We start from the raw sequence: 19821 nt of genomic DNA, 5'->3' as shown, positions 1-19821 counted from the left end.
CCTATCGCCGACGGATGCGCGGATCGAGCACGCCATAGAGCAAATCGACCGCTAAGTTTACGACGATGAAGATGGCGGCGACCAGTGCGACCCCAGCCTGGATGACCGGGAAATCCTGGGCCTGGATCGCCTGCATGATGATGCGCCCGACGCCAGGCCAGGCGAACACGGTTTCGATGACCACCGATCCCCCGAGAAGCTCGCCGGCGATGATGCCGATCATCGTAATCACCGGGATCAGCGCGTTTCGTGCGATGTGCCAGAAAAACACGGTGCGCGGCAGCAGGCCCTTGGCCCGCGCGGTTCGGACATAGTCTTCGCGCATGATGTCGAGCAGCGACGATCGGAGCAGACGGGCGATCGACGCCGACACGAAGACCGACAGCGTCAGTCCCGGCAGCACCAGATGCGCGATGGTTCCCGAGCCACCCGTCGGGAACCAGCCGAGATCGACCGAAAATACCAGGATCAGCATGATGCCGAGCCAGAAAACCGGGGTCGCCTGGCCCAGAAGAGCCGCCACCATGACGATGAATTCCGAGATGGTGCCGCGTTTCAGCGCCGCGATGGCACCGGCCACCGCTCCGATCAGCGTCCCGAACAAAAGCGCGGTTCCGGCGAGCGTGGCGGTCACCGGCATGCGTTCGAGAACGACATCCATGGCAGGGCGCTGGTGCTGGAAGGAAACGCCGAAATCGCCCCGGACCATGGCCAGCACGGAGATGAGATATTGTTCGAGGATGGGGCGATCGAGGCCAAGCGAAGCCCGAAGCGCGTCGAGGTCCTGCTGGCCGGCGCCGACCGGCAGCAGAAGCACGGCCGGGTCGCCGAGAACGCGGCTCACGAAAAAAACGATCGTGACCACGCCCCATATGGCGAGAAGCGATTCTGCCAGCTTGCCGACAAGATAGCGAGTCACGGCCAGCACCCCGTGCGATAGAGGATGACGGTCGTCATTCGGCCGCTCCCTTGAGGATGGCCGGGATCATCGCGGCGGAATCCGTCCACTCGTCGCCGAGCAGCTCCGGCGTTTCAAAGGCGACGAGATTGGCGAAATGGGTTTCGCGGTCGGCGACGAAGAGATTGCGGGCGATGCCGCGGGCAAGCCGACGACCGCCGTCGCTGACCGCCGGTATATCGCCCGACAACTTGCCGTGGCTGAGCGAGGCCGGATAGTTGAAGCAATGGACGAGATGCAATGACGGGCAGCTGCCGGGAAGCTTTTCGAGAAATTCGAAATCGGGACCAAGATAGGGAGATGTGGCGAGCTCGCCGTTTTCCATGCCCTTTTCGGGCGTGAAGACGTCGCTCCAGAACTGGATATAAGGCGCAAAATGCTTGAGTTCGGGGCGGCGATCGAGATCGACCCGGAAGCCGGTGGCGAAGATCGCGAAATCATAGTCGACATCGCCGCCGCTCGTTTCGACGACGATATGGTCGCCGCTTTCCCGTAGGCCGGTCACCGCCGTGCCGAGGAAAAACCGGCTGTTTTGATGTTGCGACACCCGCAGGGTGGAATCGCGCGGCGGCGGTGTCTGGGCGCCGAGCACATAGTCGAGAAATTTCCATTTCCACGCATCGCTGAGGCCGGCAAAACCCTGGACGACACCCTGGCTGGCGATGCCGGTGAATTTGTTGATGCGAGGGAGTTCCTTGCGCCGGATGATCATATCGACCTGGCCGGCACCGGCTTCGAGCGCGGTTGCCGCATTGTCCATGGCGGAAGCCCCCGCCCCGACGACCGCGACGCGCTTGCCCTTCAGGGCCGGGAAATCGATCTCGTCGGCGGAATGGGCCCAGAATTTTGACCGTACGCGCTCGACGAATTCCGGCACGTAACCGCCGCCGAGGCCGTCGCGGCCGGTCGCCAGAACCACGTGCCGCGCATAAAGTCGTTCCTGTCTGCCGCTTTCAGCATCCCAAACGTCGAGAGCGATCAGGTCTTGGCTGACCGGGGTCATCTCGGTGACGGTGACGAGATTGCGGACTGGCAGTTGAAGCACGCGGCGGTACCAGACCAGGTAGTCCATCCACTGCGATTTGGGGATCTTGCCGAGCGCGTCCCATGCCTGCGCGCCGAACTGCGAAACATACCATGCCCTGAATGTCAGCGCCGGCAGGCCCAGCGCCGGCCCCGGCAGCTGTTTGGGAGAGCGCAGCGTTTCCATGCGCGCGAACGTCACCCACGGTCCCTCCTGCCCTTGGGGAGAGCGGTCGAGGCAGACGACGTTATGGATGCCGAGCATTTTCAGCGATGCGGTCGCCACCAGGCCGCACATGCCGGCGCCGATTACGACGGTATCGAAAACTTGGACACCATCATATTCGGTCGCCGGCACCCACTCCTTGGGAGGGAGCTCGAGAAACGACAGGTCCTCGGCAAGCCGCCGTTCAAGCGCTTCCAGACCTTTCATCCGTTGTGCGTCCTGCGCCTTCAAAATCACTGCTCCTGTGCGTTCGCGCCGGCGCCGAAAGTCGCATCCGCCACGCGTTCGATATGGCCGGGATCATGCGCCACGAAGCCTGGGATGCGAGCGGCCGACATCCTGATGATCAACTGGATGAGCTCCAGAACACCTTCCGAAAGCGGCTTGGAAGCGGCCGAGAAAATGCCCCAGAGAAACGGGATGTCGACATCGAGCGGGCGGATCTCGACGTTCTTGAGCTGCAGGCCATAGGCGGTCGCGGGCTCCACGATCGAGACGCCGAAACCCGTGGAGGCGAGCTGCAGCGCATTCAGCGCCGCATTGGTATCGACGACACGCGATGGCCGGACATCGGCCGCCTGCAGCGCCTGATTGACGCGGCGACGCAGCCGGAAGGGATTGGCCATGGTGATGAGGCAGCGGTCGGCCAGGTCGCGAACGGAGATGATGTCCTTGCCCGCCAGAGGATCGTCCGCCGCCACCGCAGCAACGCAAGGCGCTTGAAACAGGCCGTGCACATCAAGGCCCGGATGCTCGACCGGTAGTGAAGCGACGCAGAAATCCGCGGTGCGGGCAAGCGCCGACTGGACGGCCGCCTCGGCCGAAATGCTGCGCAGATGCACATTCCGCGGAAGGAGGTCCGCCGGCATTTCCGCAAGCGCGAGCGGAACCAAACCGCTTGCGAATGCCGGGATCGCAGCGATCTCGATCGGCGCCGGCTCTTCCGAGAGAATATTCCTGGCACGCTCCTTGAGCTGGCCGATACCGGTCAGGAACCGCTCGGCATCCGAATGAAAAGCGACCGCCCGCGATGTCGGCGTGATGCGCGGACCGTTGCGGTCAAAAAGTGCGAAACCGACGGAGGATTCAAGTTCCTGAATGAGCCGCGTCACCTGCGACTGCGAGCGGTCGAGCAAGCGGGCCGCAGCGGTGATGCTGCCTGCCGACATGACTGCGAGGAACACTTCCAGCTGCTTGATTTCCATCGCCGACCCATAATGCGCAAAATGCAGCATCGACTATTGTTAATTCAAATATCGCATACTCAAAAAAATGCGCAACGTATAAATTGCCCAAATGATAAGCTGGGCAGTAGACCCTCTCTTCATCAGGCCAATGGGAACACGAGGTTGCGCCAATGACGACGATGCGACTGTGCTTGCCGCTACGCGTTTCCGTTTCCAGCCGGTTGACCAGGTCAACAACGTCGAAGAAGCGGCCACGCGCGTTTTGTTGCGGATGTCGGTAGCGGCCGGAGAGGCTCATCTGTCCCTCAATAGCGAGCCGCAGATTTGCATGCGATGAAAGCGATCCGCAAACCTGAGACCCTTGCAGTGCCCTTCATGAGCAGCCTGCGCGTAAAGCCCGCATCGCTCGGCTATCTGACATCTTTTGACATCGAGCGGGAATTCTGACGGCTTTCCAAGGTTCGCGCGGCCAAATTCGGGTCCAAATGACCGATAACCTGGCATTATCGACGTTGTCTTGGGCACTTGAATGCGACAATATTTTTATGTAGAAATCTAGAAAGAACGCTATTTTTCTATATGAGAGCTATCCACATGAGCCTCAGCATCAAGGATCCGGAAGCCCATCGCCTGGCACAGGCGATCTCCCACGCCACGGGAGAAAGCATGACCCGTGTCGTCACCGAGGCGTTGCGTGAGCGTTTTGCCAAGATCGAACGCCGAAAAGGCCGGGCCAGCGTCGAGGAGCTTCTCGCGATCGCAGATCGCGCTGCAGCGAACGTCAAACGCCCCTATGTCGATCATGCCGATTTCCTTTATGACGAGAACGGCCTGCCAAAATGATCGTCGACACTTCGGCGCTGGTCGCAATTCTTTATCGTGAGCCCGAGGCGGCGAGGTTTGTTAAGGCCATCCATGAGGTCGAGCTCACGCGGATCAGCGTAGCGAACTACGTGGAGTTATCGATGGTGGTGGAAGGCCAGCTCGGCCTTGATGGTATGCGCCAGGCCGAGGCTTTCCTCCGGCGCGCCGGCATCATCGTCGAGCCTGTCACTCTTGATCACGGCGAACTGGCCCGACAGGCTTTTCTGGATTTCGGTAAAGGCCGTCACAAGGCCGGTCTCAACTTCGGCGACTGCTTTGCTTATGCTCTGGCGAAAGCGACTGGCGAACCGCTGCTGTTTAAGGGTAACGACTTCTCTCAAACCGATGTCCAGGCGGCGTAACCACGGCCGACGATGCAATGTCGACCGGATCCGCTCAAGCCATCGTGCTGGCTGATAACGAGCCCCCTGCCCTGCCGGCGCATCGGCAAGATCTGACCGAACGTGCCCGTGGTTATGTCGAGGCGGCAAGCTCCTCCAATACCCGTAAGGCCTACGCCTCGGACTGAAAGCATCCGCCGCCTGGTGTCGGCCCATCAGCGGGTTCACCGTCAGGCGATCAGCCTCGAAATCACTGCTTCCGCCTTCCGAGGCGGGCGTGAGATAGATACGGGTATAGGCGGACGCGGTGGCTCCGATGTCGCGCCGCTTGGCGTCCAGGATCAGACCAAGGCCAGCGGCCTGCTTCATTCCGAGGGATAGGGCTGCCAGACCGGATTCGAAAACGAGAAAAAGCTGTCCGCGGCGAATACCACCACTTCTTCGACCTGAGGCGAGAAATGTCCATCCTCACAGCGTGATCACCGCATGTTCCAACAAATCGAACAGATATACGCTACCGTCGTGTCGTGGCGCGCTTAACTTCTCAAATCCTCGACGTGCTCGACCTATCGCCTTGGACGATGGACATCAGAGTCACCATCGAAACCTGCCAGGCAATTCGGCCGGCGTCTCGATCAAGCGGTCCGCCCCGGCGATCTCCAGTTCCTCGCGGCTGCCATATCCCCACAGGACACCAATCGCCCGCATGCGGTTGGCATGAGCGCCGGCGACGTCGAATTTGCGATCGCCGACCATGATGCACTGATCCGCGGTCAGACCGTTCTCCGCCAGAATGTGGGAGATCAATTCCGGCTTGTGGTCGATATCCTGGCCGGGCACCGAACCGTAGATGCCGTCGAAAAGCGGAGCCAGATTTTTGTTCTCAAGAATCTTCCGAGCAAACACCGCCCGTTTCGACGTTGCCAGATATAAGCTCACACCCGTTTCCCGCATCGCAAAAAGAGCGTCTGCAATTCCGTCGTAGAGCTCGCTGAGCAGCAGGCCCCGCGTCCCATAGTCTTCACGATATGCCTCGACCGCTTCCGACACGCGACTGTCGCCGAATGGCTGGAGAAGATAGCGCATGACGTCTTCGATCGGCGGCCCGATGATCGAGGCGATGTCCATTGCCGGATCTGTCGTATGGCCGAGAGCCCGCAAGGCCGCGCGGCAGCTGGACAGGATGCCCGGCTCTGAGTCGATCAAGGTCCCATCGAGGTCGAGAAGAATGGCTGAAGGCGAAGACATAAGGAAACTCACTTTCCGATCATATAGAGGCTCAATAACTGATGTATGGATGGCAACCATTGCATCCAGTTCTGCAAACTGGATCGGTCCTGTGCAACATTTTCAATGTCGCGTTTCAGCCATCATGCTGCTGATGAGATCGATCGCATCCTCGCCCTTCAGCGCGCTCTCCCACATCCTGCGGGCAATTTCCTCATGCAGTTTCACGCCTTCCAGCGATGCGGTGATGATCCCGACCCCGACCCTGACGTTTGGCTGTTCTCCAAGGCGAAACGGGCTGATCGCAAGAACAGAGCGCCCCGCCTGCCGAAAGATCTGAAAATTCGTCGCCGGAACAAGGCCCGGCACAACCGCTATCTGAACGCCAATGGACGGCTTTTTGACGAGCTCGACAATGTGTTTTACCTCGGACCTGGCCATGGACTGTCGATTTCGCCGGTCCGAAGCTGAGAGATCATCGCGCCCAATCAGCCCATTCGACAAAAACCGTCGCAGCTCGGAGGCTGCGATCAGGTTGACCAGGAGGGGGCGGCGGCGTTGATAGGCTTCCTTACGCTCCCGGAGGACCAACAGAAGCCTGTCGATGGCCGTCGCGGTCTCGTCGTCCTTGGATCTCAGGTCATCCATCGCAAGCGCGAGCATCTCGTCATATGCTGGCGACGTCAGGAGATAGGAAAGAGGACCGAAGAAGCCGATGATCTGCTCGCTCTCGGCCTCAATCTGACGCATTCGCTCGAAAAAACCCAAGGCGGTATCCACATATTCGATACCTACCCCCAGGAGATTGGGCAGAGAGACGTCCAGCACACGGCTGATGCGAACGAGGGTTTCAATCTTGAGGATTTCTCCTTTTTCCGCCCGGTAAAGGGCGGCACGGGAAACGCCGAGCTTGTCGGCAAGCATTTCAGGAGACAGGCCGTGCGCCAGGCGATACGCATTCAGCCGCTGGCCGATATCCTTCAGTATGCCGGCCTCCTCCGCCGGCATCGTTCGCCTTTCCGACATCAGCGATTCTCCTCATTGAGAACGAGGGATACTTCATTTTATATGCCTTGTCTAAATATTATGGACATCGTCTAAATTTTGAGATAGCTCGTTTACAACATCAAAAAAGGGGACGTGATAATGATGAAAGCAATTGCAGCAATCCTGCTTGCCGCAGGGACACTGGTCAGCTCCGCCGTTTCCGGTATCGCGCAGAACCTGACGCCGGTGAAGTTCTCGCTAGATTGGACCTTGCAGGGGAACCATGCCATCTGGGGTCTTGCCCTTAAAAACAAAGATTTCCAGGCCAATGGGCTGAACGTCACCATGGACCGGGGCTATGGCTCGGGCGATACCATCGTTAAAGTCGCAGCGGGCGCCTACGACATCGGGTTCACCGATATCAATTCGCTCATCAAGTTCAATGCCGAAAACCCCGATCGGTATCTGATTGCGTTCTATCAGGTGTTCGACAGGACCCCCAACTCGATCATTACTCTTGCCAAGAGCGGCATCAAGTCGCCGGCAGACCTTGCCGGCAAGAAGATCGGTGCTCCGGAAGCCGATTCAAGCCGCCTGATGTTCAGCGCGTTCGCCAAGGCAAACAAGATCGACCCCGCCTCGATCAACTGGGTCACCATCGCGCCGAACCTGCGTGAGACGATGCTGGTGCAGGGCCAGGTGGATGCGATCTCCGGCTTCTCCTCGACGTCTGTCTTCAACCTCATTTCGGCTGGCGTACCGGAAAAGGATATCACTGTGCTTGGTTATGCCGACAATGGGCTCGACCTTTATGGAAGCGCGCTGGTTGCAACCCCGAACTATATCGCCAAGCACCCGGACGTCATCAAGGGCTTCGTCAAGGCCTCGATCGCCGGCACCATCGCTCTCCTGAAAAACCCGGAGGCCGGCATGCAGGCGATGAAGGAAATCGAGCCGCTCTATGACGTCAAACTCGAGGCGGCACGCCTGAAATTCCTGTTGGACAAGGGTGTTCTGAAATCCCCTTCGTTCGAAGCGAATGGTCTCGGCTACGTAGATCCTGCCCGCATGGCGTTGACGATCAAAACGAACAGCGACGCCTACAAAATCGCGGCACCCGCTGCCGATAAGGTCTACACGACCGAATACCTCCCGCCGTCAGCCGAACGGATGCCGCCCAAGTAAGCAATTCCCAGCAAGCATCTCATAATCGTTCCGAAACGACATTCCTGGCGGCCCGGATGAAGAACCTCGTCGAATTGATTGACGTCAGCCTTTCCTACGGCAAGACGCCGGCGGTATCAGGCCTTAATATGAAGGTCGAAGAAGGGTCCTTCGCGGCGGTGGTCGGACCGTCCGGCTGCGGGAAATCCTCGCTGATGAAATTGGTGACGGGCTTGATGCCCGCCACCACCGGCGCCGTTGTGGTCGATCAGCACGAAATCTCAGGCCCGGTCAGCATCGTCGGAATGGCGTTTCAAAATCCGAATCTTTTGCCCTGGCGGACGACATTGGAAAACGTCCTGCTCCCTCTCGAAGTCGTTCGTCCCGAGCGCCATCAGTTCCGCGCGAAGAAACAGGAATTCGTCGACCGGGCCATGGATCTTCTGCGGATCGTGGGACTGGAGAGTTTTGCAAGTCATTATCCGTGGCAGCTTTCCGGCGGCATGCAGCAACGCGTGTCTCTTTGCCGGTCGTTGATCCACCAGCCGCGACTGCTGATGCTCGATGAGCCCTTCGGTGCACTCGATGCATTCACGCGCGAGGAATTGTGGGATGTGCTGCAGGCGATCTGGCTGGAACGGCACTTCACGGCCATTCTGGTGACCCACGACCTCAGAGAGGCGCTTTATCTGGCAGACAGCGTTCATGTGATGTCCAACAGGCCGGGCCGGGTTGTTCGGACGGTCGACACGTCGGCGTTCAGCCGGCCGAGAGGCGAGCAGACCTTCCTGGATCCCGCGTTCAACGCAAACGTCATGGACCTGCGCTCGGATATCCGCTCGCAAAGAATGCCGATTGAAATCGCACCCGCAAAACCAGCAGGAAAGGCATGATGAGCATGTTGGAACGTGTCGGCCCTGTGGCTTTGCCGGTTATCCTGCTTGTCCTGTGGGAGCTCGCCTGCAAAGCTTTTGATATCCCGCCTTTCGTCCTGCCATCCCCCACGATGATCGCAGCGGCCCTTTATGAGAACGCCTATATCATCTGGTTTCATTCGAGCCAGACGCTGCTAACGACGGTCATCGGCTTCGCCGTCGCGGTGGGATTCGGCGCGGTTCTCGGTGTGCTGGTGGGATCGTCCAGGCTCGCCTATACGAGCCTTTATCCGCTGCTCGTCGGCTTCAACTCGGTGCCGAAGGTTGCGATCGTACCTATCCTTGTCGTGTGGTTCGGCATAGGCACCATACCCGCCGTGATCACCGCGTTCATGCTGAGCTTCTTCCCGATTGCGGTAAACGTTGCGACAGGTCTCGCGACAATCGAGACTGACCTGCGCGACGTCTTGCGCTCGCTGGGCGCAAGTCAACTCGATGTCGTCCGCAAGGTCGGCATTCCACGTTCCATGCCTTACCTGTTCGCGTCGCTGAAGATCTCGATCACGCTTGCATTTGTGGGATCCGTCATCTCGGAAACGCTTGCCTCCAACCGGGGTATCGGAACGCTGATGACCCAGGCGTCCGCCAATTTCCGGATCCCGCTTGTGTTTGCAGGCCTTGTCGTCATCGCGCTCATGGGCGTCCTCATGTATATGATTTTCGCCTTCATAGAACGCCGCATGACCGGCTGGGCGACGCGGGGAGCCACCTTCGGCATCGGCGGCTAGTTAGCCCCTTTGGGCAGCGCGAGATGCGCCGCGATCATCTCCGCCACATGACCAAACCCGCAGATACCCAGCTCCGCGGGTTTTGTGCCTGGCCCCGTCGCCAACACCGGCACCCGCTCGCGGGTGTGATCGGTGCCCACCCAGGTCGGGTCGTTGCCATGGTCTGCGGTGATGATCAAGAGATCATCGCTACGCAGACGCCCTGTCAGTTCCGGCAGGCGAGCGTCGAAGGTTTCGAGCGCGCGGGCATAGCCTGAAACGTCGCGGCGATGGCCCCAGAGACTGTCGAACTCGATGAAATTGGCAAAGACCAGATCGCCCGGCTCGGCACGGCGGCACCAGCCAAGCACATGGTCGAAGAGCGCCATGTCGTCCCTGCCCTTGGAGACGTCAGTAATGCCCTTGTAGGCAAAGATGTCGCCGATCTTGCCGACCGCATGGACCGCACCGCCTGCAGTAACCACCCGGTCGCAGATCGTTCCGTCCGGAGGGGCGATGGCAAAATCCTTGCGGTTTGCGGTGCGGACAAAGGCGCCTGGCGCCGCGCCGACGAAGGGCCTGGCAATGATCCTGCCGACATTCAGCGGATGAAAGATTTCGGCGGCGATCCGGCAAAGATCGAGCAGACGGTCGAGACCAAAATGGGCTTCATGGGCTGCAATCTGCACGACGCTGTCGGCGGAGGTATAAACGATCGGCTTGCCGGTCGCGATGTGTTCGGCACCGAACCGGTCGAGCACCTCGGTGCCCGAAGCATGGCAATTCGCAAGCGTTCCGGGGATGCCTGAGCGTGTTGCGAGTTCGGCCATCAGCTCATCCGGAAATGCCGGTATCGTGCGCGAGAAATAATGCCAGTCACGGGTGACCGCCACGCCGGCGAGCTCCCAATGACCGCTCTGGGTATCCTTGCCCGCAGAGATTTCCTCCGCCGCACCCCAGCGACCGATCGGTGCCGCGCCGAGACCGGGCGCCGTCCTGCCCGACGCGAGCTGGATCGCTGCACCCAATCCCAATGCGTCGAGGTTCGGAACTTTCAGCAGACCGCTGCGCCCCTCTTCCGCACGCCCAGCGGCACAGGCCTCGGCAATATGAAGCACGGTATTCGAGCCTTCGTCCCCGTAGCGGGCCGCATCCGGCGCGCCGCCACAGCCGACGGAATCGAGGACACAGAGGAAAACACGCGCCATGACCTAACCAGTCAGCTCAGTTGAAACCGGCCGAGCGAACGGCGGCGGATCAGTTCGATGACCTCGTAGAAGGCCCAGCCGATCAGCGACAGCAGGAGCACCATGCCGATGACGACGGCAGTATCGCTGTTTTCCTGGCCGGAGGACAACAGATAGCCGATGCCCTCGTTGGCGCCCATCAATTCGCCGATGACGGCGGCGGTCATCGCAAGTGTCGTTGCAACCGCCATGCCGGCAAGCACCGCCGGCAGCGCCGACGGCAGTTCGATATGCCAGAAGCTCTGCCAGGGGCTGAGCTTCAGCACCGCGCCGAGATCACGAAAACTGCCTTCCCCGTAACGCAGACCGGTCACCATGCCGGACATGACGGGGAAAAAGGTGACGATCGCGATCAGCACGATCTTGGGCGTTGGCCCGATCCCCAGCCACAACAGCAGCAGGGGCGCGATCGCGATCTTCGGTGCGGTCTGCAGAAGCAGGATAAGCGGCGTGGCAAAGCGTTCGACCCGGGGAAGCCGCGCGAAGACGACTCCGGCAAGAATGCCGACCGCCGTCCCGATTACAAAACCTGCGACGATCTCCGTGAGCGTAACGCCGATGTGCCGGAAAAGCTTGGCATTTTCGAACAGGAAGAGCAGACGTGCGAACACCTCCAGCGGTCCCGGCAGAAGGAATGCCGGAACCCTGAAGATGACGACGATCGCCGTCCACAGGACGAGGGTTGCGATCAAACCCGCTATGCCACGCAGGATCATGTCTACTTACCGATCGTCGACGGATCGACGACGAAGTCGGCCGCCTTGGGGGCGCTGTCGATGACCTTGTACTGCGCCAGGATATCGGCGTTTTTCTGCCAGGCGGCCAGATCGGCGGCACCCAGGCCCTTCTGCTTTGTCAGCGCGCTCTGCCAGACGGACGGCACGAAGGTCTGTTCGAAGGCGGTCGTCAGAATGGCCTTCTGGTCTTTCGGCCAGGTCGGCGTGTATTTGGCAAGCGAGATGTCGAGCGCATCGCCGATATGACCATCGATGACCCATTCATAGGACTGGGTCACGGCGGTGGTGAAGCGCTTCACCAGATCCGGGTTTGCCGAAAGCTTCTTCGAACTGGTGACGACGACGTTGCCGAAGGACGGGAGGAAATCGTTCGACAGGATCATCGTGACCTTGGTGCCGTCGGCTTCGAGATTGTATTTGCGAAGCTCGGAGAAGACGATCGCATCGACCTGGCCGGCCTGAAGCGACTGCACGATGGCACCGGTCGCGACGACCTCGACGCTGACGTCGTCGAGGCTGAGGCCGGCCTGCTTGAGACCCACCTGGAGCTGAAGATAGTTGGGGCTGGCAAGGCTGGTAACGGCGATCTTCTTGCCCTTCAGGTCCTTGTAGGTCTTGATGCCACTGGAGCCCTTGGCCAGAAGCGCGCCGATGCCGCGCTGATAGGTCGTATGGACGACCTTGACCGGCAGGCCGTTGGCGGCAGCCGCCACCACCGCATCACCGTTCGGGAAACCGAAATCGACATTGCCGGCGGCGATGTTCGTCAGGATGTCGGCGGCAGCAGCATAGATGAATTCGACTTCGATGCCGTTCTTCTCGAAAATGCCCTTGTCGACGCCGGCATAAAGCGGCGCGTAGAAAGGGGCGGCTGCGCCATCGATCTGCAGCACGACCTTGTCGGCCGCTGCAGCGATCGACGCGAAGAAGGGCGAGGTAAGAAGAGCGAGCAGGCTTGCCGCGGTCGTCACGCGAAACTGGATCATGGTTGGCTCCTAAGTTCCCATTTTTGTGGAGGAAAATGCCCTTCCCGCAATGCGCAGAAGGTTTCGCTGGGTTGCCTCATAGTCGTCGAGCCAATCATCGGTGGCGCGATTTCCGTGGACACCAAGTAGGCAGCCGGTTTCGAGGCCAATCGCCCCGCCGACCGTCAGCGTGATCTCGCTCTCCATCTCGACGCCGACGGCACCTTGAGCCTGGAAGCGGTCGATGAAATTGGCGGAGATATCGGCGCCACCGTCGAGCGGACGATAACGGCGGTCCTGGCCGAAATAGTAGCTGTCGGTCGAAGCGACCATGCCCGGCCGGCAGGTCAGGCCTAACTCGGCCGCGGCGGCAACGAGGCCTCGGGTTATCTGCGGTAAAGCCTTTGCTTCGCCTCCGGCTGCCCGATATGTCATGGCAGTGCCGGTATCGCCGATTGCCCTGTCGACCGCGATGAATGAGCCGACGGTGTATTCCGCGACGAGCGCTGACATGCCGCCGATCCGGATGACGCGCCTGGCGCCGAGCATGGCGAGTTCCACAAGGGCGATTTCGGTCGAAGGGCCACCGATGCCTGTCGAACAGATGGTCAGCCGCTTTCCTTCGTAACTGCCGGTGATGACGGCGAATTCGCGCTTGCGGCCGAAGTCCTGCACGTCTTCCAGCATGTCGGCAAGCAGCGCCACGCGATCCGGATCACCAGGGGTCAGCACGTTTTCGGCAATGTCGCCGGGACCGCAAGGCAGATGCGGCGGGCGGCCGTTCTTCCAGGGAAAGGCAGCGCTGGTCCTAGCCATTCTTCGCACCCTTCCAGGAGAGAAGCCGGCGTTCGAGAATGGTCAGCGCGACATGCAGGACCAGGCCGAGTACAACGGTCATCAGGACGGCTGCGAACAGAAGCGGCGTCTTGTAGGTGGCCGATGCGAAGGTCATCAGGTAACCGAGCCCGACCTTTCCGGACATCCATTCCGCCAGAACCGCACCGACCAGCGCCTGCACCGCGCCGATCTTCAGACCGACGAAGATCTCCGGCATTGCCGCCGGCAGTTCGATCTGGCGAAAGCGCTGCACGGCGCTGAGGCCGAGCAGCTTCGAAAGATCCTTCATCTTCGGATCGAGCGTTCGGAAACCGGCGACCGCACCGACGAAGACGGGAAAGAAGACCAGCGAAAAGATCAGGATGATCTTGGAGAGCACGCCGAAGCCGAACCAGACAACGAAGAGCGGCGCAAGCGCGATCTTCGGCGCCGTCTGCAGGATGACCAGCGGCCCGTCGAGCCAGACAGCGAGCTTCGGAAAGCGGGTCATGACATAGGCAATCGCAATGCCGGCAATGCAGCCGAGGATCAGGCCAAGGACGATGTTCTGGAGCGTGAAGCCGAGATGCAGCCAGAGTTCGCCGGTGAGCGCGATGGTGACCAGCGCATTCCAGGTGCGCAGCGGCGACGGAAGAAGAAAGGTCGGCAGGGCCATCGGCCCCGTTGCAAACCACCAGACAAACAGGAGCGCGGCAAGCGCCAGCGTGTAGTCGACCGCCGCGGAAAAGCGCCTGTTCATCAATGCGCCTCCCCGGCCGGCGTCCGCAGATCGCGGCGAAGCTGGGCGACCAGCGCGTGATAGGCCGGATCGAGCTTGGTCTGTTCGCCACGAGGACGAGCAAGCTCGACAGTATGGACGCATTGGAGCTTGCCCGGACGGGCCGTCATGACCATCACCCGATCCGCCAGATAGGCGGCTTCGTCGACGCTGTGAGTGACCAGCAGGATCGTCTTGCCGGTCGACTGCCAGATGCGCAGCAGTTCGTCATTGAGATTGTCGCGGGTCATGAGATCGACGGCGGAAAAGGGCTCGTCCATCAGCAGGATCGGCGGATCATCGGAAAGCGCGCGGGCGATCGCTGCACGCTGGCGCATGCCGCCGGACAGCTGGCGCGGCAACGCCTTTTCGAAACCGGCAAGCCCGACCATCTTGATCAGGTCGAGGGCCGTCTTGTCGCCCTGAGCCCTGGCAACGCCGGCTGTATCGAGCGGGAAACGGACGTTGTCGACAATGGTCTTCCACGGCAGCAGCACGGGCTCCTGGAAGACAAAACCGACGGGGCGCTTGCGGCCGGAGACGTTGAGCGTGATCGAACCGCCGGTCGCCTGGTCGAGGCCGGAAATCAGCCGCAGCAGCGTGGACTTGCCGCAGCCGGACGGCCCGACGATCGAGATGAACTCGCCTTCCCTGATGGTGATGCTGACAGGCTCCAGCGCCGTCACCGTCCCGTGGTCAGCCACGAATGTCTTGTGAACACCCGCGATATCGATCATCCGCTCCGACTGCGCCACCCAAAAACTCCCTGCCTTGCTGGGGAAACAATTGATCCGCGAGGAGATAAATCCCCTTGGATGGCCCGCCTGCCCCGGAAAGGCGTCAAGCTTTCACAAAACTTTCACGGGCGCAACAAAAATCTCAAAGATGAGATTAGTATCAAAATTGCTTTCCATGTGCGGTTTCGCGCCCTGATAGAACTCAAGCGGCCGCCTGTCTCTTGAGGACCGTTTTCTCGATGAAATCGGCCGCCTGATCGCCCTTGAGGCTACGCCGCCAGAGCTGGTCGGTAATGCCACCATAGAGCTGAACCGCCTCCGCGGCCGCAGTAATGGTGGCGACGCCAACGCGGATATTGGCGAACGAACCGAGCCGGAAGGGGCTGACCGCCACCTGTGCCTTGTCGGCACGCTTGAAGATCTGGAAGCTTGCGCCGGGCATGGAATCGATTACGACGCCGATCTGAACGCCGATCGGCTGCTCCCGCAGCATATGCACGACATGCTCGATTTCGGCGCGGGCGGCGGCCTGGCGTTCCGACAGTCTAACACCCGGATGATCATGGGCGCCGACGAACCCGACACGGCCGAACTCCTCCAGTTCAGCGGCCGAAACCAAGCTGACGATGCTCGGGCTGCGCCTGCGGAACGTCTCCTTGCGGGCCTTCAGGATATCCATCAAAGCTGAGATTTCCCGGATCGCCGTCTTTCGGTCACTGACGTCCTGAGGAATGCTTTCATCGAGTACCGTCGGCAGAAGCTCATCATAGCGGTCGGTCGTCAGCAGATACGAAATCGGCCCGAACATCACGGTGATCTGGTCCACATCCTCCTCAAGCTGGCGCATCCGCTCGAAAAAACTGACAGCAGAAGCAATATACTCGACGCCGACGCCGAGCAGGGTCGGCAGCGAGACGCCAAGCAGATCGGCGATCTTGCCAAGCGTGTCCACCTTCGGCGGCTTGCCGGACTCGTAGCGATAGATCGCAGCCCGCGAAACGCCGGCCTTGGCAGCGAGCTCCTCAGGGGTAAACCCCGCCCCCATCCGGAACGCGCGAAGGCGACGACCGACATCCTCTGTGGAACTCACGAAGTCCAAGGCGATTCCTCCCGTCATCCTGTTGCCAAACCTTCGACTCCTTAAACAAAAACTGGAATAATCGCAATGTAGTTAATCTTCATGCGATAATTCTCATTTTTGAGAATCGTCTTGACAGCTTTCGCACTTCCACAATAGGCTCTGTTTTTGGACCCCGAACGCAGGGAGCACCCTATGACGTCCGACTACCACCTTCTCCGACGCTGATCCAAAGCGAGCGACCCCGTGCGACGGTCAGGGCGAAGTGCTGAAGCCCGACGTCGCCCACCCACCGACATTCCGATCCGATAGGCGGTCCATCCGCCGAGGGCATTATTTTTCTTGATTCCGGACACCGCCATGCCAGCAAGCCTTTGCGTCGTCTCCGATTTTGCTCCCACCGCCGCTCCCGTGCGTCACTCCGTCCATGAGGTAGACTGCCGGGTCAAAGCGCATGAATGGGTAAACGGCCAATATCGCCTTCTTACGCTTTCCGCGCCGCGTTCGGTGCTGGATTGCCAGCCGGGGCAGTTCTTTCACCTGCTCTGCCCGCAGACGGATCGGTTTCAGCCTTATCTGCGCCGGCCGATGAGCATCTATTCCTGCGATCGCGAAAACGGCGACCTCGCGTTCCTCTACAAGGTCGCGGGCGAAGGCACCGGCGCTCTCGCCGGCCTCGAAACCGGCAATGTCCTGAACATCGTCGGTCCACTCGGCCAAGGGTTCGAGATCCGGCCCGAATGGCGCCGCCCGCTGCTCATCGCCCGCGGCGTCGGGCTTGCGACACTCGCCCCGCTGGCGCAGGAATGTGCTCGCCTCAGACTGCCGCTGACGGCAATCTGCAGCGCGCGCTCGCCCGATCTGCTGATGTCGACCGACCTCTTCCGCTCCTTCGGCGCGGAAGTCGTCACCGTGACGGATACTGAAGGCAATTCGGATGTCGAAAGCCTGATGCCCCTGATCGAGGGCCTGATCCGCAGCCGCGGCATCGACGCTTTCTTCACCTGCGGCTCGGCGCGGCTGATGCGCATGCTGCAGGAGATCGGCGCCCGCCACGGCATCGGCGGACAAGTAGCGCTCGAACAGCACATGGCCTGCGGCATCGGCATGTGCCAGGCCTGCGTGCGACCTTTTCGGCACGAGGACGGCGCCGTAAATCTCCGGGTTTGCCGCGAGGGACCGGTCTTCGATCTCCAGGAGGTTCTGTAATGGCCGACCTCACCACCCGGATCGGCGCGCTGACGCTCAAGAACCCGATCATGCCGGCCTCCGGCACCTTTTCCGAGGAGCTGGCGGAGGTTTTCGATCTCGATTGCCTGGGTGCACATGTGACGAAGACCATTACGCGAGGCAAGCGCGCCGGCAATCCGGTGCCGCGGGTCTGCGAGGCGAACGGCGCCATGCTGAATTCGATCGGCATCCCCAGCAAGGGCGCGGATTGGTTTCTGCAGAACACCGTGCCGTTCTATGCAGACTATGATGCGCCGCTGGTGATCAGCATATCCGCCAATACCGCCGACGAATTCGCACGCTTCGCCGAAGAGGTCAGCGTGCCGGGTGTCGCGGCGATCGAGGTCAATATTTCCTGCCCTAACGTCGAGGATCACGGCAAAGCCTTCGCAATGCGGCCGGGCGCGACCGGCGACGTCATCCGCAAGATGCGCTCCGCCACCGGCCTTCCCCTCTGGGCAAAACTTTCGCCCAATACCGGCGAGGTGGTGGAAGTCGCGCAGGCGGCCGAGGCGGCCGGCGCCGACGCACTCGTGACCGCCAACACAATGCTCGCCATGGCGATCGACAGCGCCACCGGCCGCGTGCGCCTCGGCAACGTCATGGGCGGACTTTCCGGTCCGGCTCTGAAGCCCATCACGTTGCGCATGACCTATCAATGTGCCCGGGCAGTTTCCATCCCGGTCATCGGCTGCGGTGGTATCTCGACGGTGGACGACGTGCTGGAATACCTGATCGCCGGCGCTCGCGCCGTGCAGGTGGGCACTGCCACGTTCATCAGCCCCGCCACCATGCCGCGCCTCATCGGCGAACTCGAACAGGAACTTGAAAGACGCGGCCTCCCCTCCGTCGACGCCCTGATCGGTTCGGTCGATATCGCCGACGAAGCCATCACCCTTGCGGAGTATGCGTGATGAATGCCGCCGTTCTCGAAAGGTCCGCATGCTTTGACCTCGCCGGTGCCGCCGCCCGGCTGTTTGCCGAGATCGCCGAGCGTACCGCAGATGTCGAGGGCGTGAGCCGTCCGGCCTTTTCCAGAGTGGAGACGGAAACGCTGGATTTCCTAGTCGACTTCGCCCGTTCGGAAGGGCTCGCGACGGAATGGGATGCCGGCCGCAACCTCGTCTTCTCGCTGCCCCAACATGCCGGGGCCGAGCACTATGTCCTCGTCGGCTCACATGTCGACAGCGTCCCCAGCGGTGGCAATTTCGACGGGCTCGCCGGCGTGCTGGCCGGGCTGCTTTGCCTCGTCCGGGCGAAACGCGAAGGCGCTCGTTTCCCCGAACCGGTAAAGGTCATCGCCATGCGCGGCGAGGAGAGCGCCTGGTTCGGCCCATGTTACATCGGCTCCAAGGCGCTGCTCGGCGTACTCTCGCAGGATGAACTTTCCGCCCGCCACAAAAGCGACGGCCGCACGCTCGACGAACACATGGAGGCGGTCGGCATCGACATGGCGCCGATCCGGGCCGGCAAACCCCTCCTGGATCGCTCGGCGGTCAAGGCTTATGTCGAGGTGCATATCGAACAGGGGCCTGTCCTTATCGAGCGCAATGTGCCGGCTGCGGTCGTTTCCGGCATTCGCGGTAATTTTCGTTTCAAGAAAATCTCCTGTTTCGGCGAAGCCGGCCATTCCGGCGCGGTTCCCCTTGCCTATCGGCACGATCCGGTGCTCGCAATGGCGGAGTTCCTCAACGTGCTTGACGCCGCCTGGCATGATTTCGTCGCCGAGGGCCGCGACCTCGTCGTCACCAGCGGCATGGTCTCAACCGATCAGCAGAAGCATGCACTCTCCCGCATTCCGGACAGCGTGGAGTTCAGCCTCGACGTTCGCAGCCAGGACCGCGATATGCTGGAGGCAATGCACGCACTCGTCCTCCAGCACGTGACGCGTATCGAGAACGAACGCGCCGTTCGTTTCGATCTCGGCCAGGCGCTTTGGACCAGTCCGGCGCTCTGCAGCCAGCCGCTGATCGCCCGGCTGACCGAAGCGGCGGAAACCGTCGGCGTGCAGCCGACGCTGATCCCGTCCGGCGGCGGGCATGACGCCGCGATCTTTTCCGAGGCCGGCATTCCGTCGGGCATGATCTTCATCCGCAACCGCAACGGATCGCATAATCCGCAGGAGGCGATGGAGATTGGCGATTTCGAAATCGCCACAGCCATCCTCTACGAGTTCCTCGGCAATCCTCACGAAACGTCGGTCGGCGGCCAACCAGCGAAGGAAAGTGGTCCCATGTTCTCCAACATCACAGACATCATCCGCCAGAAGGGCAATGCGGTGCGCGCCTATCGCGCCGCGGCTGTGGCCGCCGGGCAAGCCGCGATCGACGATCCGGATCGCGTGGTCGGTTATTTCATGCTGGGTCTCGCGGCGCAGGAAGTCGCCGAAACATATTATGCCGAACCGGTCGAGGCCGCTGTTTTCGACCAGGAACTGTCCAGGTTTGATGGATATGCCAACACGCTCGACGCTGCATTCGCAAACCCGGATGCCGGAGTTCGGCTTGATGCCCTATCGACTGTAGCGCGCAGCCTGGCAATTGATCGCCAGCGGTCGACAATTCGCGCTGCCGGCTTGTAGTGCAGCGACGATTTCGGTTGCCTAATTGTTGAC

General features: G+C 60.9%; 20 protein-coding genes and 2 pseudogenes. 9 read left to right on the top strand and 13 right to left on the bottom strand.

Annotated features, from left to right (window positions below; genetic code table 11):
• Window position 1: 1 nt before the first annotated feature.
• The 4 genes and pseudogenes from RG540_RS25715 to RG540_RS33625 form a co-directional block, all read right to left on the bottom strand.
• A complete protein-coding gene (locus tag RG540_RS25715; protein ID WP_041366363.1) occupies window positions 2–919 on the bottom strand; it encodes an ABC transporter permease in 918 nt (305 codons plus the stop codon).
• A 34-nt stretch (window positions 920–953) separates the two neighbouring features.
• Window positions 954–2414 (bottom strand): NAD(P)-binding domain-containing protein, encoded by a 1461-nt coding sequence (locus RG540_RS25710; RefSeq protein WP_041366361.1) that lies wholly within the window; start codon window positions 2412–2414, stop codon window positions 954–956.
• A 26-nt stretch (window positions 2415–2440) separates the two neighbouring features.
• On the bottom strand, window positions 2441–3412 hold the full coding sequence (locus RG540_RS25705) for a LysR family transcriptional regulator (protein ID WP_041366360.1): 972 nt from the start codon (window positions 3410–3412) through the stop codon (window positions 2441–2443).
• A gap of 163 nt (window positions 3413–3575) precedes the next feature.
• A pseudogene (locus RG540_RS33625) lies at window positions 3576–3662 on the bottom strand (IS21-like element helper ATPase IstB); the annotation flags it as partial.
• A gap of 326 nt (window positions 3663–3988) precedes the next feature.
• On the opposite strand from RG540_RS33625, the gene RG540_RS25700 reads away from it, so the two are divergent.
• The 3 genes and pseudogenes from RG540_RS25700 to RG540_RS32520 form a co-directional block, all read left to right on the top strand.
• A complete protein-coding gene (locus RG540_RS25700; RefSeq protein ID WP_040124628.1) occupies window positions 3989–4237 on the top strand; it encodes a type II toxin-antitoxin system VapB family antitoxin in 249 nt (82 codons plus the stop codon).
• The gene (locus RG540_RS25695) at window positions 4234–4620 is read left to right on the top strand and encodes a type II toxin-antitoxin system VapC family toxin (RefSeq protein WP_041364739.1); all 387 of its coding nucleotides are present in this window, start codon (window positions 4234–4236) and stop codon (window positions 4618–4620) included. The genes RG540_RS25700 and RG540_RS25695 overlap by 4 nt, the downstream gene beginning before the upstream one ends.
• Window positions 4621–4637: 17 nt before the next feature.
• Window positions 4638–4810 (top strand): annotated as a pseudogene (locus tag RG540_RS32520) (integrase); the annotation flags it as partial.
• Between the two features lie 383 nt (window positions 4811–5193).
• Here RG540_RS32520 and RG540_RS25690 read toward each other — a convergent pair.
• Both RG540_RS25690 and RG540_RS25685 read right to left on the bottom strand, forming a co-directional pair.
• Window positions 5194–5847 carry an HAD hydrolase-like protein gene (locus RG540_RS25690; protein WP_041364737.1) on the bottom strand — a complete coding sequence of 218 codons (654 nt, stop codon included), beginning with the start codon at window positions 5845–5847 and terminating at the stop codon, window positions 5194–5196.
• Between the two features lie 102 nt (window positions 5848–5949).
• Window positions 5950–6834: a helix-turn-helix domain-containing protein gene (locus tag RG540_RS25685; RefSeq protein ID WP_041366359.1), complete on the bottom strand. Its 885-nt coding sequence runs from the start codon at window positions 6832–6834 to the stop codon at window positions 5950–5952.
• 138 nt (window positions 6835–6972) lie between these two features.
• On the opposite strand from RG540_RS25685, the gene RG540_RS25680 reads away from it, so the two are divergent.
• Genes RG540_RS25680 through RG540_RS25670 form a run of 3 tightly spaced genes read left to right on the top strand, consistent with a single transcriptional unit; the run spans window position 6973 to window position 9640 of the window.
• Entirely contained in the window at window positions 6973–7998 is a 1026-nt protein-coding gene (locus RG540_RS25680; RefSeq protein ID WP_080725073.1) for an ABC transporter substrate-binding protein, read from the top strand.
• Window positions 7999–8054: 56 nt separating this feature from the next.
• Window positions 8055–8870, top strand: coding sequence for an ABC transporter ATP-binding protein (locus RG540_RS25675; RefSeq protein ID WP_046600622.1), 816 nt, complete (start codon window positions 8055–8057; stop codon window positions 8868–8870).
• Entirely contained in the window at window positions 8867–9640 is a 774-nt protein-coding gene (locus RG540_RS25670; protein ID WP_041364735.1) for an ABC transporter permease, read from the top strand. The genes RG540_RS25675 and RG540_RS25670 overlap by 4 nt, the downstream gene beginning before the upstream one ends.
• Here RG540_RS25670 and RG540_RS25665 read toward each other — a convergent pair.
• From RG540_RS25665 to RG540_RS25635, 7 genes are all read right to left on the bottom strand, one after another.
• Complete coding sequence (locus RG540_RS25665; protein ID WP_041364734.1) at window positions 9637–10827, bottom strand: phosphopentomutase; 1191 nt, start codon at window positions 10825–10827, stop codon at window positions 9637–9639. The two genes, RG540_RS25670 and RG540_RS25665, sit on opposite strands and share 4 nt — an antisense overlap.
• An 11-nt stretch (window positions 10828–10838) precedes the next feature.
• Window positions 10839–11582, bottom strand: coding sequence for an ABC transporter permease (locus RG540_RS25660; RefSeq protein WP_041364732.1), 744 nt, complete (start codon window positions 11580–11582; stop codon window positions 10839–10841).
• A 2-nt stretch (window positions 11583–11584) separates the two neighbouring features.
• Window positions 11585–12589 carry an ABC transporter substrate-binding protein gene (locus tag RG540_RS25655; RefSeq protein WP_041364729.1) on the bottom strand — a complete coding sequence of 335 codons (1005 nt, stop codon included), beginning with the start codon at window positions 12587–12589 and terminating at the stop codon, window positions 11585–11587.
• Window positions 12590–12598: 9 nt separating this feature from the next.
• Window positions 12599–13384 (bottom strand): nucleoside phosphorylase, encoded by a 786-nt coding sequence (locus RG540_RS25650; protein WP_051909786.1) that lies wholly within the window; start codon window positions 13382–13384, stop codon window positions 12599–12601.
• Window positions 13377–14144 (bottom strand): ABC transporter permease, encoded by a 768-nt coding sequence (locus RG540_RS25645; protein ID WP_041364727.1) that lies wholly within the window; start codon window positions 14142–14144, stop codon window positions 13377–13379. Before RG540_RS25645 ends, RG540_RS25650 begins: the two co-directional genes overlap by 8 nt.
• Window positions 14144–14917, bottom strand: a complete 774-nt coding sequence (locus RG540_RS25640; RefSeq protein ID WP_244446767.1) for an ABC transporter ATP-binding protein — start codon at window positions 14915–14917, stop codon at window positions 14144–14146. The genes RG540_RS25645 and RG540_RS25640 overlap by 1 nt, the downstream gene beginning before the upstream one ends.
• 184 nt (window positions 14918–15101) lie before the next feature.
• A complete protein-coding gene (locus tag RG540_RS25635) occupies window positions 15102–15989 on the bottom strand; it encodes a helix-turn-helix domain-containing protein (RefSeq protein ID WP_244446766.1) in 888 nt (295 codons plus the stop codon).
• A gap of 348 nt (window positions 15990–16337) precedes the next feature.
• On the opposite strand from RG540_RS25635, the gene RG540_RS25630 reads away from it, so the two are divergent.
• Genes RG540_RS25630 through RG540_RS25620 form a run of 3 tightly spaced genes read left to right on the top strand, consistent with a single transcriptional unit; the run spans window position 16338 to window position 19788 of the window.
• Window positions 16338–17186: a dihydroorotate dehydrogenase electron transfer subunit gene (locus RG540_RS25630; RefSeq protein WP_080725160.1), complete on the top strand. Its 849-nt coding sequence runs from the start codon at window positions 16338–16340 to the stop codon at window positions 17184–17186.
• Window positions 17186–18121: a dihydroorotate dehydrogenase gene (locus tag RG540_RS25625; protein WP_041364719.1), complete on the top strand. Its 936-nt coding sequence runs from the start codon at window positions 17186–17188 to the stop codon at window positions 18119–18121. Before RG540_RS25630 ends, RG540_RS25625 begins: the two co-directional genes overlap by 1 nt.
• A complete protein-coding gene (locus tag RG540_RS25620; RefSeq protein WP_041364717.1) occupies window positions 18121–19788 on the top strand; it encodes a Zn-dependent hydrolase in 1668 nt (555 codons plus the stop codon). Before RG540_RS25625 ends, RG540_RS25620 begins: the two co-directional genes overlap by 1 nt.
• The last annotated feature ends 33 nt before the right edge of the window (window positions 19789–19821 follow it).

It is taken from the genome of Neorhizobium galegae bv. orientalis str. HAMBI 540, assembly GCF_000731315.1.
GTDB classification, from domain to species: domain Bacteria; phylum Pseudomonadota; class Alphaproteobacteria; order Rhizobiales; family Rhizobiaceae; genus Neorhizobium; species Neorhizobium galegae.
Note: the sequence above shows the minus strand (reverse complement) of the source record. Positions and strands in the feature narration are given on the sequence as shown.

What these genes read in the sequence shown, in the direction of transcription:
- RG540_RS25710 (WP_041366361.1), bottom strand. Translation starts at nt 2,414, where the DNA reads ATGAAAGGTCTGGAAGCGCTTGAACGGCGGCTTGCCGAGGACCTGTCG.
- RG540_RS25705 (WP_041366360.1), bottom strand. Translation starts at nt 3,412, where the DNA reads ATGGAAATCAAGCAGCTGGAAGTGTTCCTCGCAGTCATGTCGGCAGGC.
- RG540_RS25700 (WP_040124628.1), top strand. Translation starts at nt 3,989, where the DNA reads ATGAGCCTCAGCATCAAGGATCCGGAAGCCCATCGCCTGGCACAGGCG.
- RG540_RS25695 (WP_041364739.1), top strand. Translation starts at nt 4,234, where the DNA reads ATGATCGTCGACACTTCGGCGCTGGTCGCAATTCTTTATCGTGAGCCC.
- RG540_RS25690 (WP_041364737.1), bottom strand. Translation starts at nt 5,847, where the DNA reads ATGTCTTCGCCTTCAGCCATTCTTCTCGACCTCGATGGGACCTTGATC.
- RG540_RS25685 (WP_041366359.1), bottom strand. Translation starts at nt 6,834, where the DNA reads ATGCCGGCGGAGGAGGCCGGCATACTGAAGGATATCGGCCAGCGGCTG.
- RG540_RS25680 (WP_080725073.1), top strand. Translation starts at nt 6,973, where the DNA reads ATGATGAAAGCAATTGCAGCAATCCTGCTTGCCGCAGGGACACTGGTC.
- RG540_RS25675 (WP_046600622.1), top strand. Translation starts at nt 8,055, where the DNA reads ATGAAGAACCTCGTCGAATTGATTGACGTCAGCCTTTCCTACGGCAAG.
- RG540_RS25670 (WP_041364735.1), top strand. Translation starts at nt 8,867, where the DNA reads ATGATGAGCATGTTGGAACGTGTCGGCCCTGTGGCTTTGCCGGTTATC.
- RG540_RS25665 (WP_041364734.1), bottom strand. Translation starts at nt 10,827, where the DNA reads ATGGCGCGTGTTTTCCTCTGTGTCCTCGATTCCGTCGGCTGTGGCGGC.
- RG540_RS25660 (WP_041364732.1), bottom strand. Translation starts at nt 11,582, where the DNA reads ATGATCCTGCGTGGCATAGCGGGTTTGATCGCAACCCTCGTCCTGTGG.
- RG540_RS25655 (WP_041364729.1), bottom strand. Translation starts at nt 12,589, where the DNA reads ATGATCCAGTTTCGCGTGACGACCGCGGCAAGCCTGCTCGCTCTTCTT.
- RG540_RS25650 (WP_051909786.1), bottom strand. Translation starts at nt 13,384, where the DNA reads ATGGCTAGGACCAGCGCTGCCTTTCCCTGGAAGAACGGCCGCCCGCCG.
- RG540_RS25645 (WP_041364727.1), bottom strand. Translation starts at nt 14,144, where the DNA reads ATGAACAGGCGCTTTTCCGCGGCGGTCGACTACACGCTGGCGCTTGCC.
- RG540_RS25630 (WP_080725160.1), top strand. Translation starts at nt 16,338, where the DNA reads ATGCCAGCAAGCCTTTGCGTCGTCTCCGATTTTGCTCCCACCGCCGCT.
- RG540_RS25625 (WP_041364719.1), top strand. Translation starts at nt 17,186, where the DNA reads ATGGCCGACCTCACCACCCGGATCGGCGCGCTGACGCTCAAGAACCCG.
- RG540_RS25620 (WP_041364717.1), top strand. Translation starts at nt 18,121, where the DNA reads ATGAATGCCGCCGTTCTCGAAAGGTCCGCATGCTTTGACCTCGCCGGT.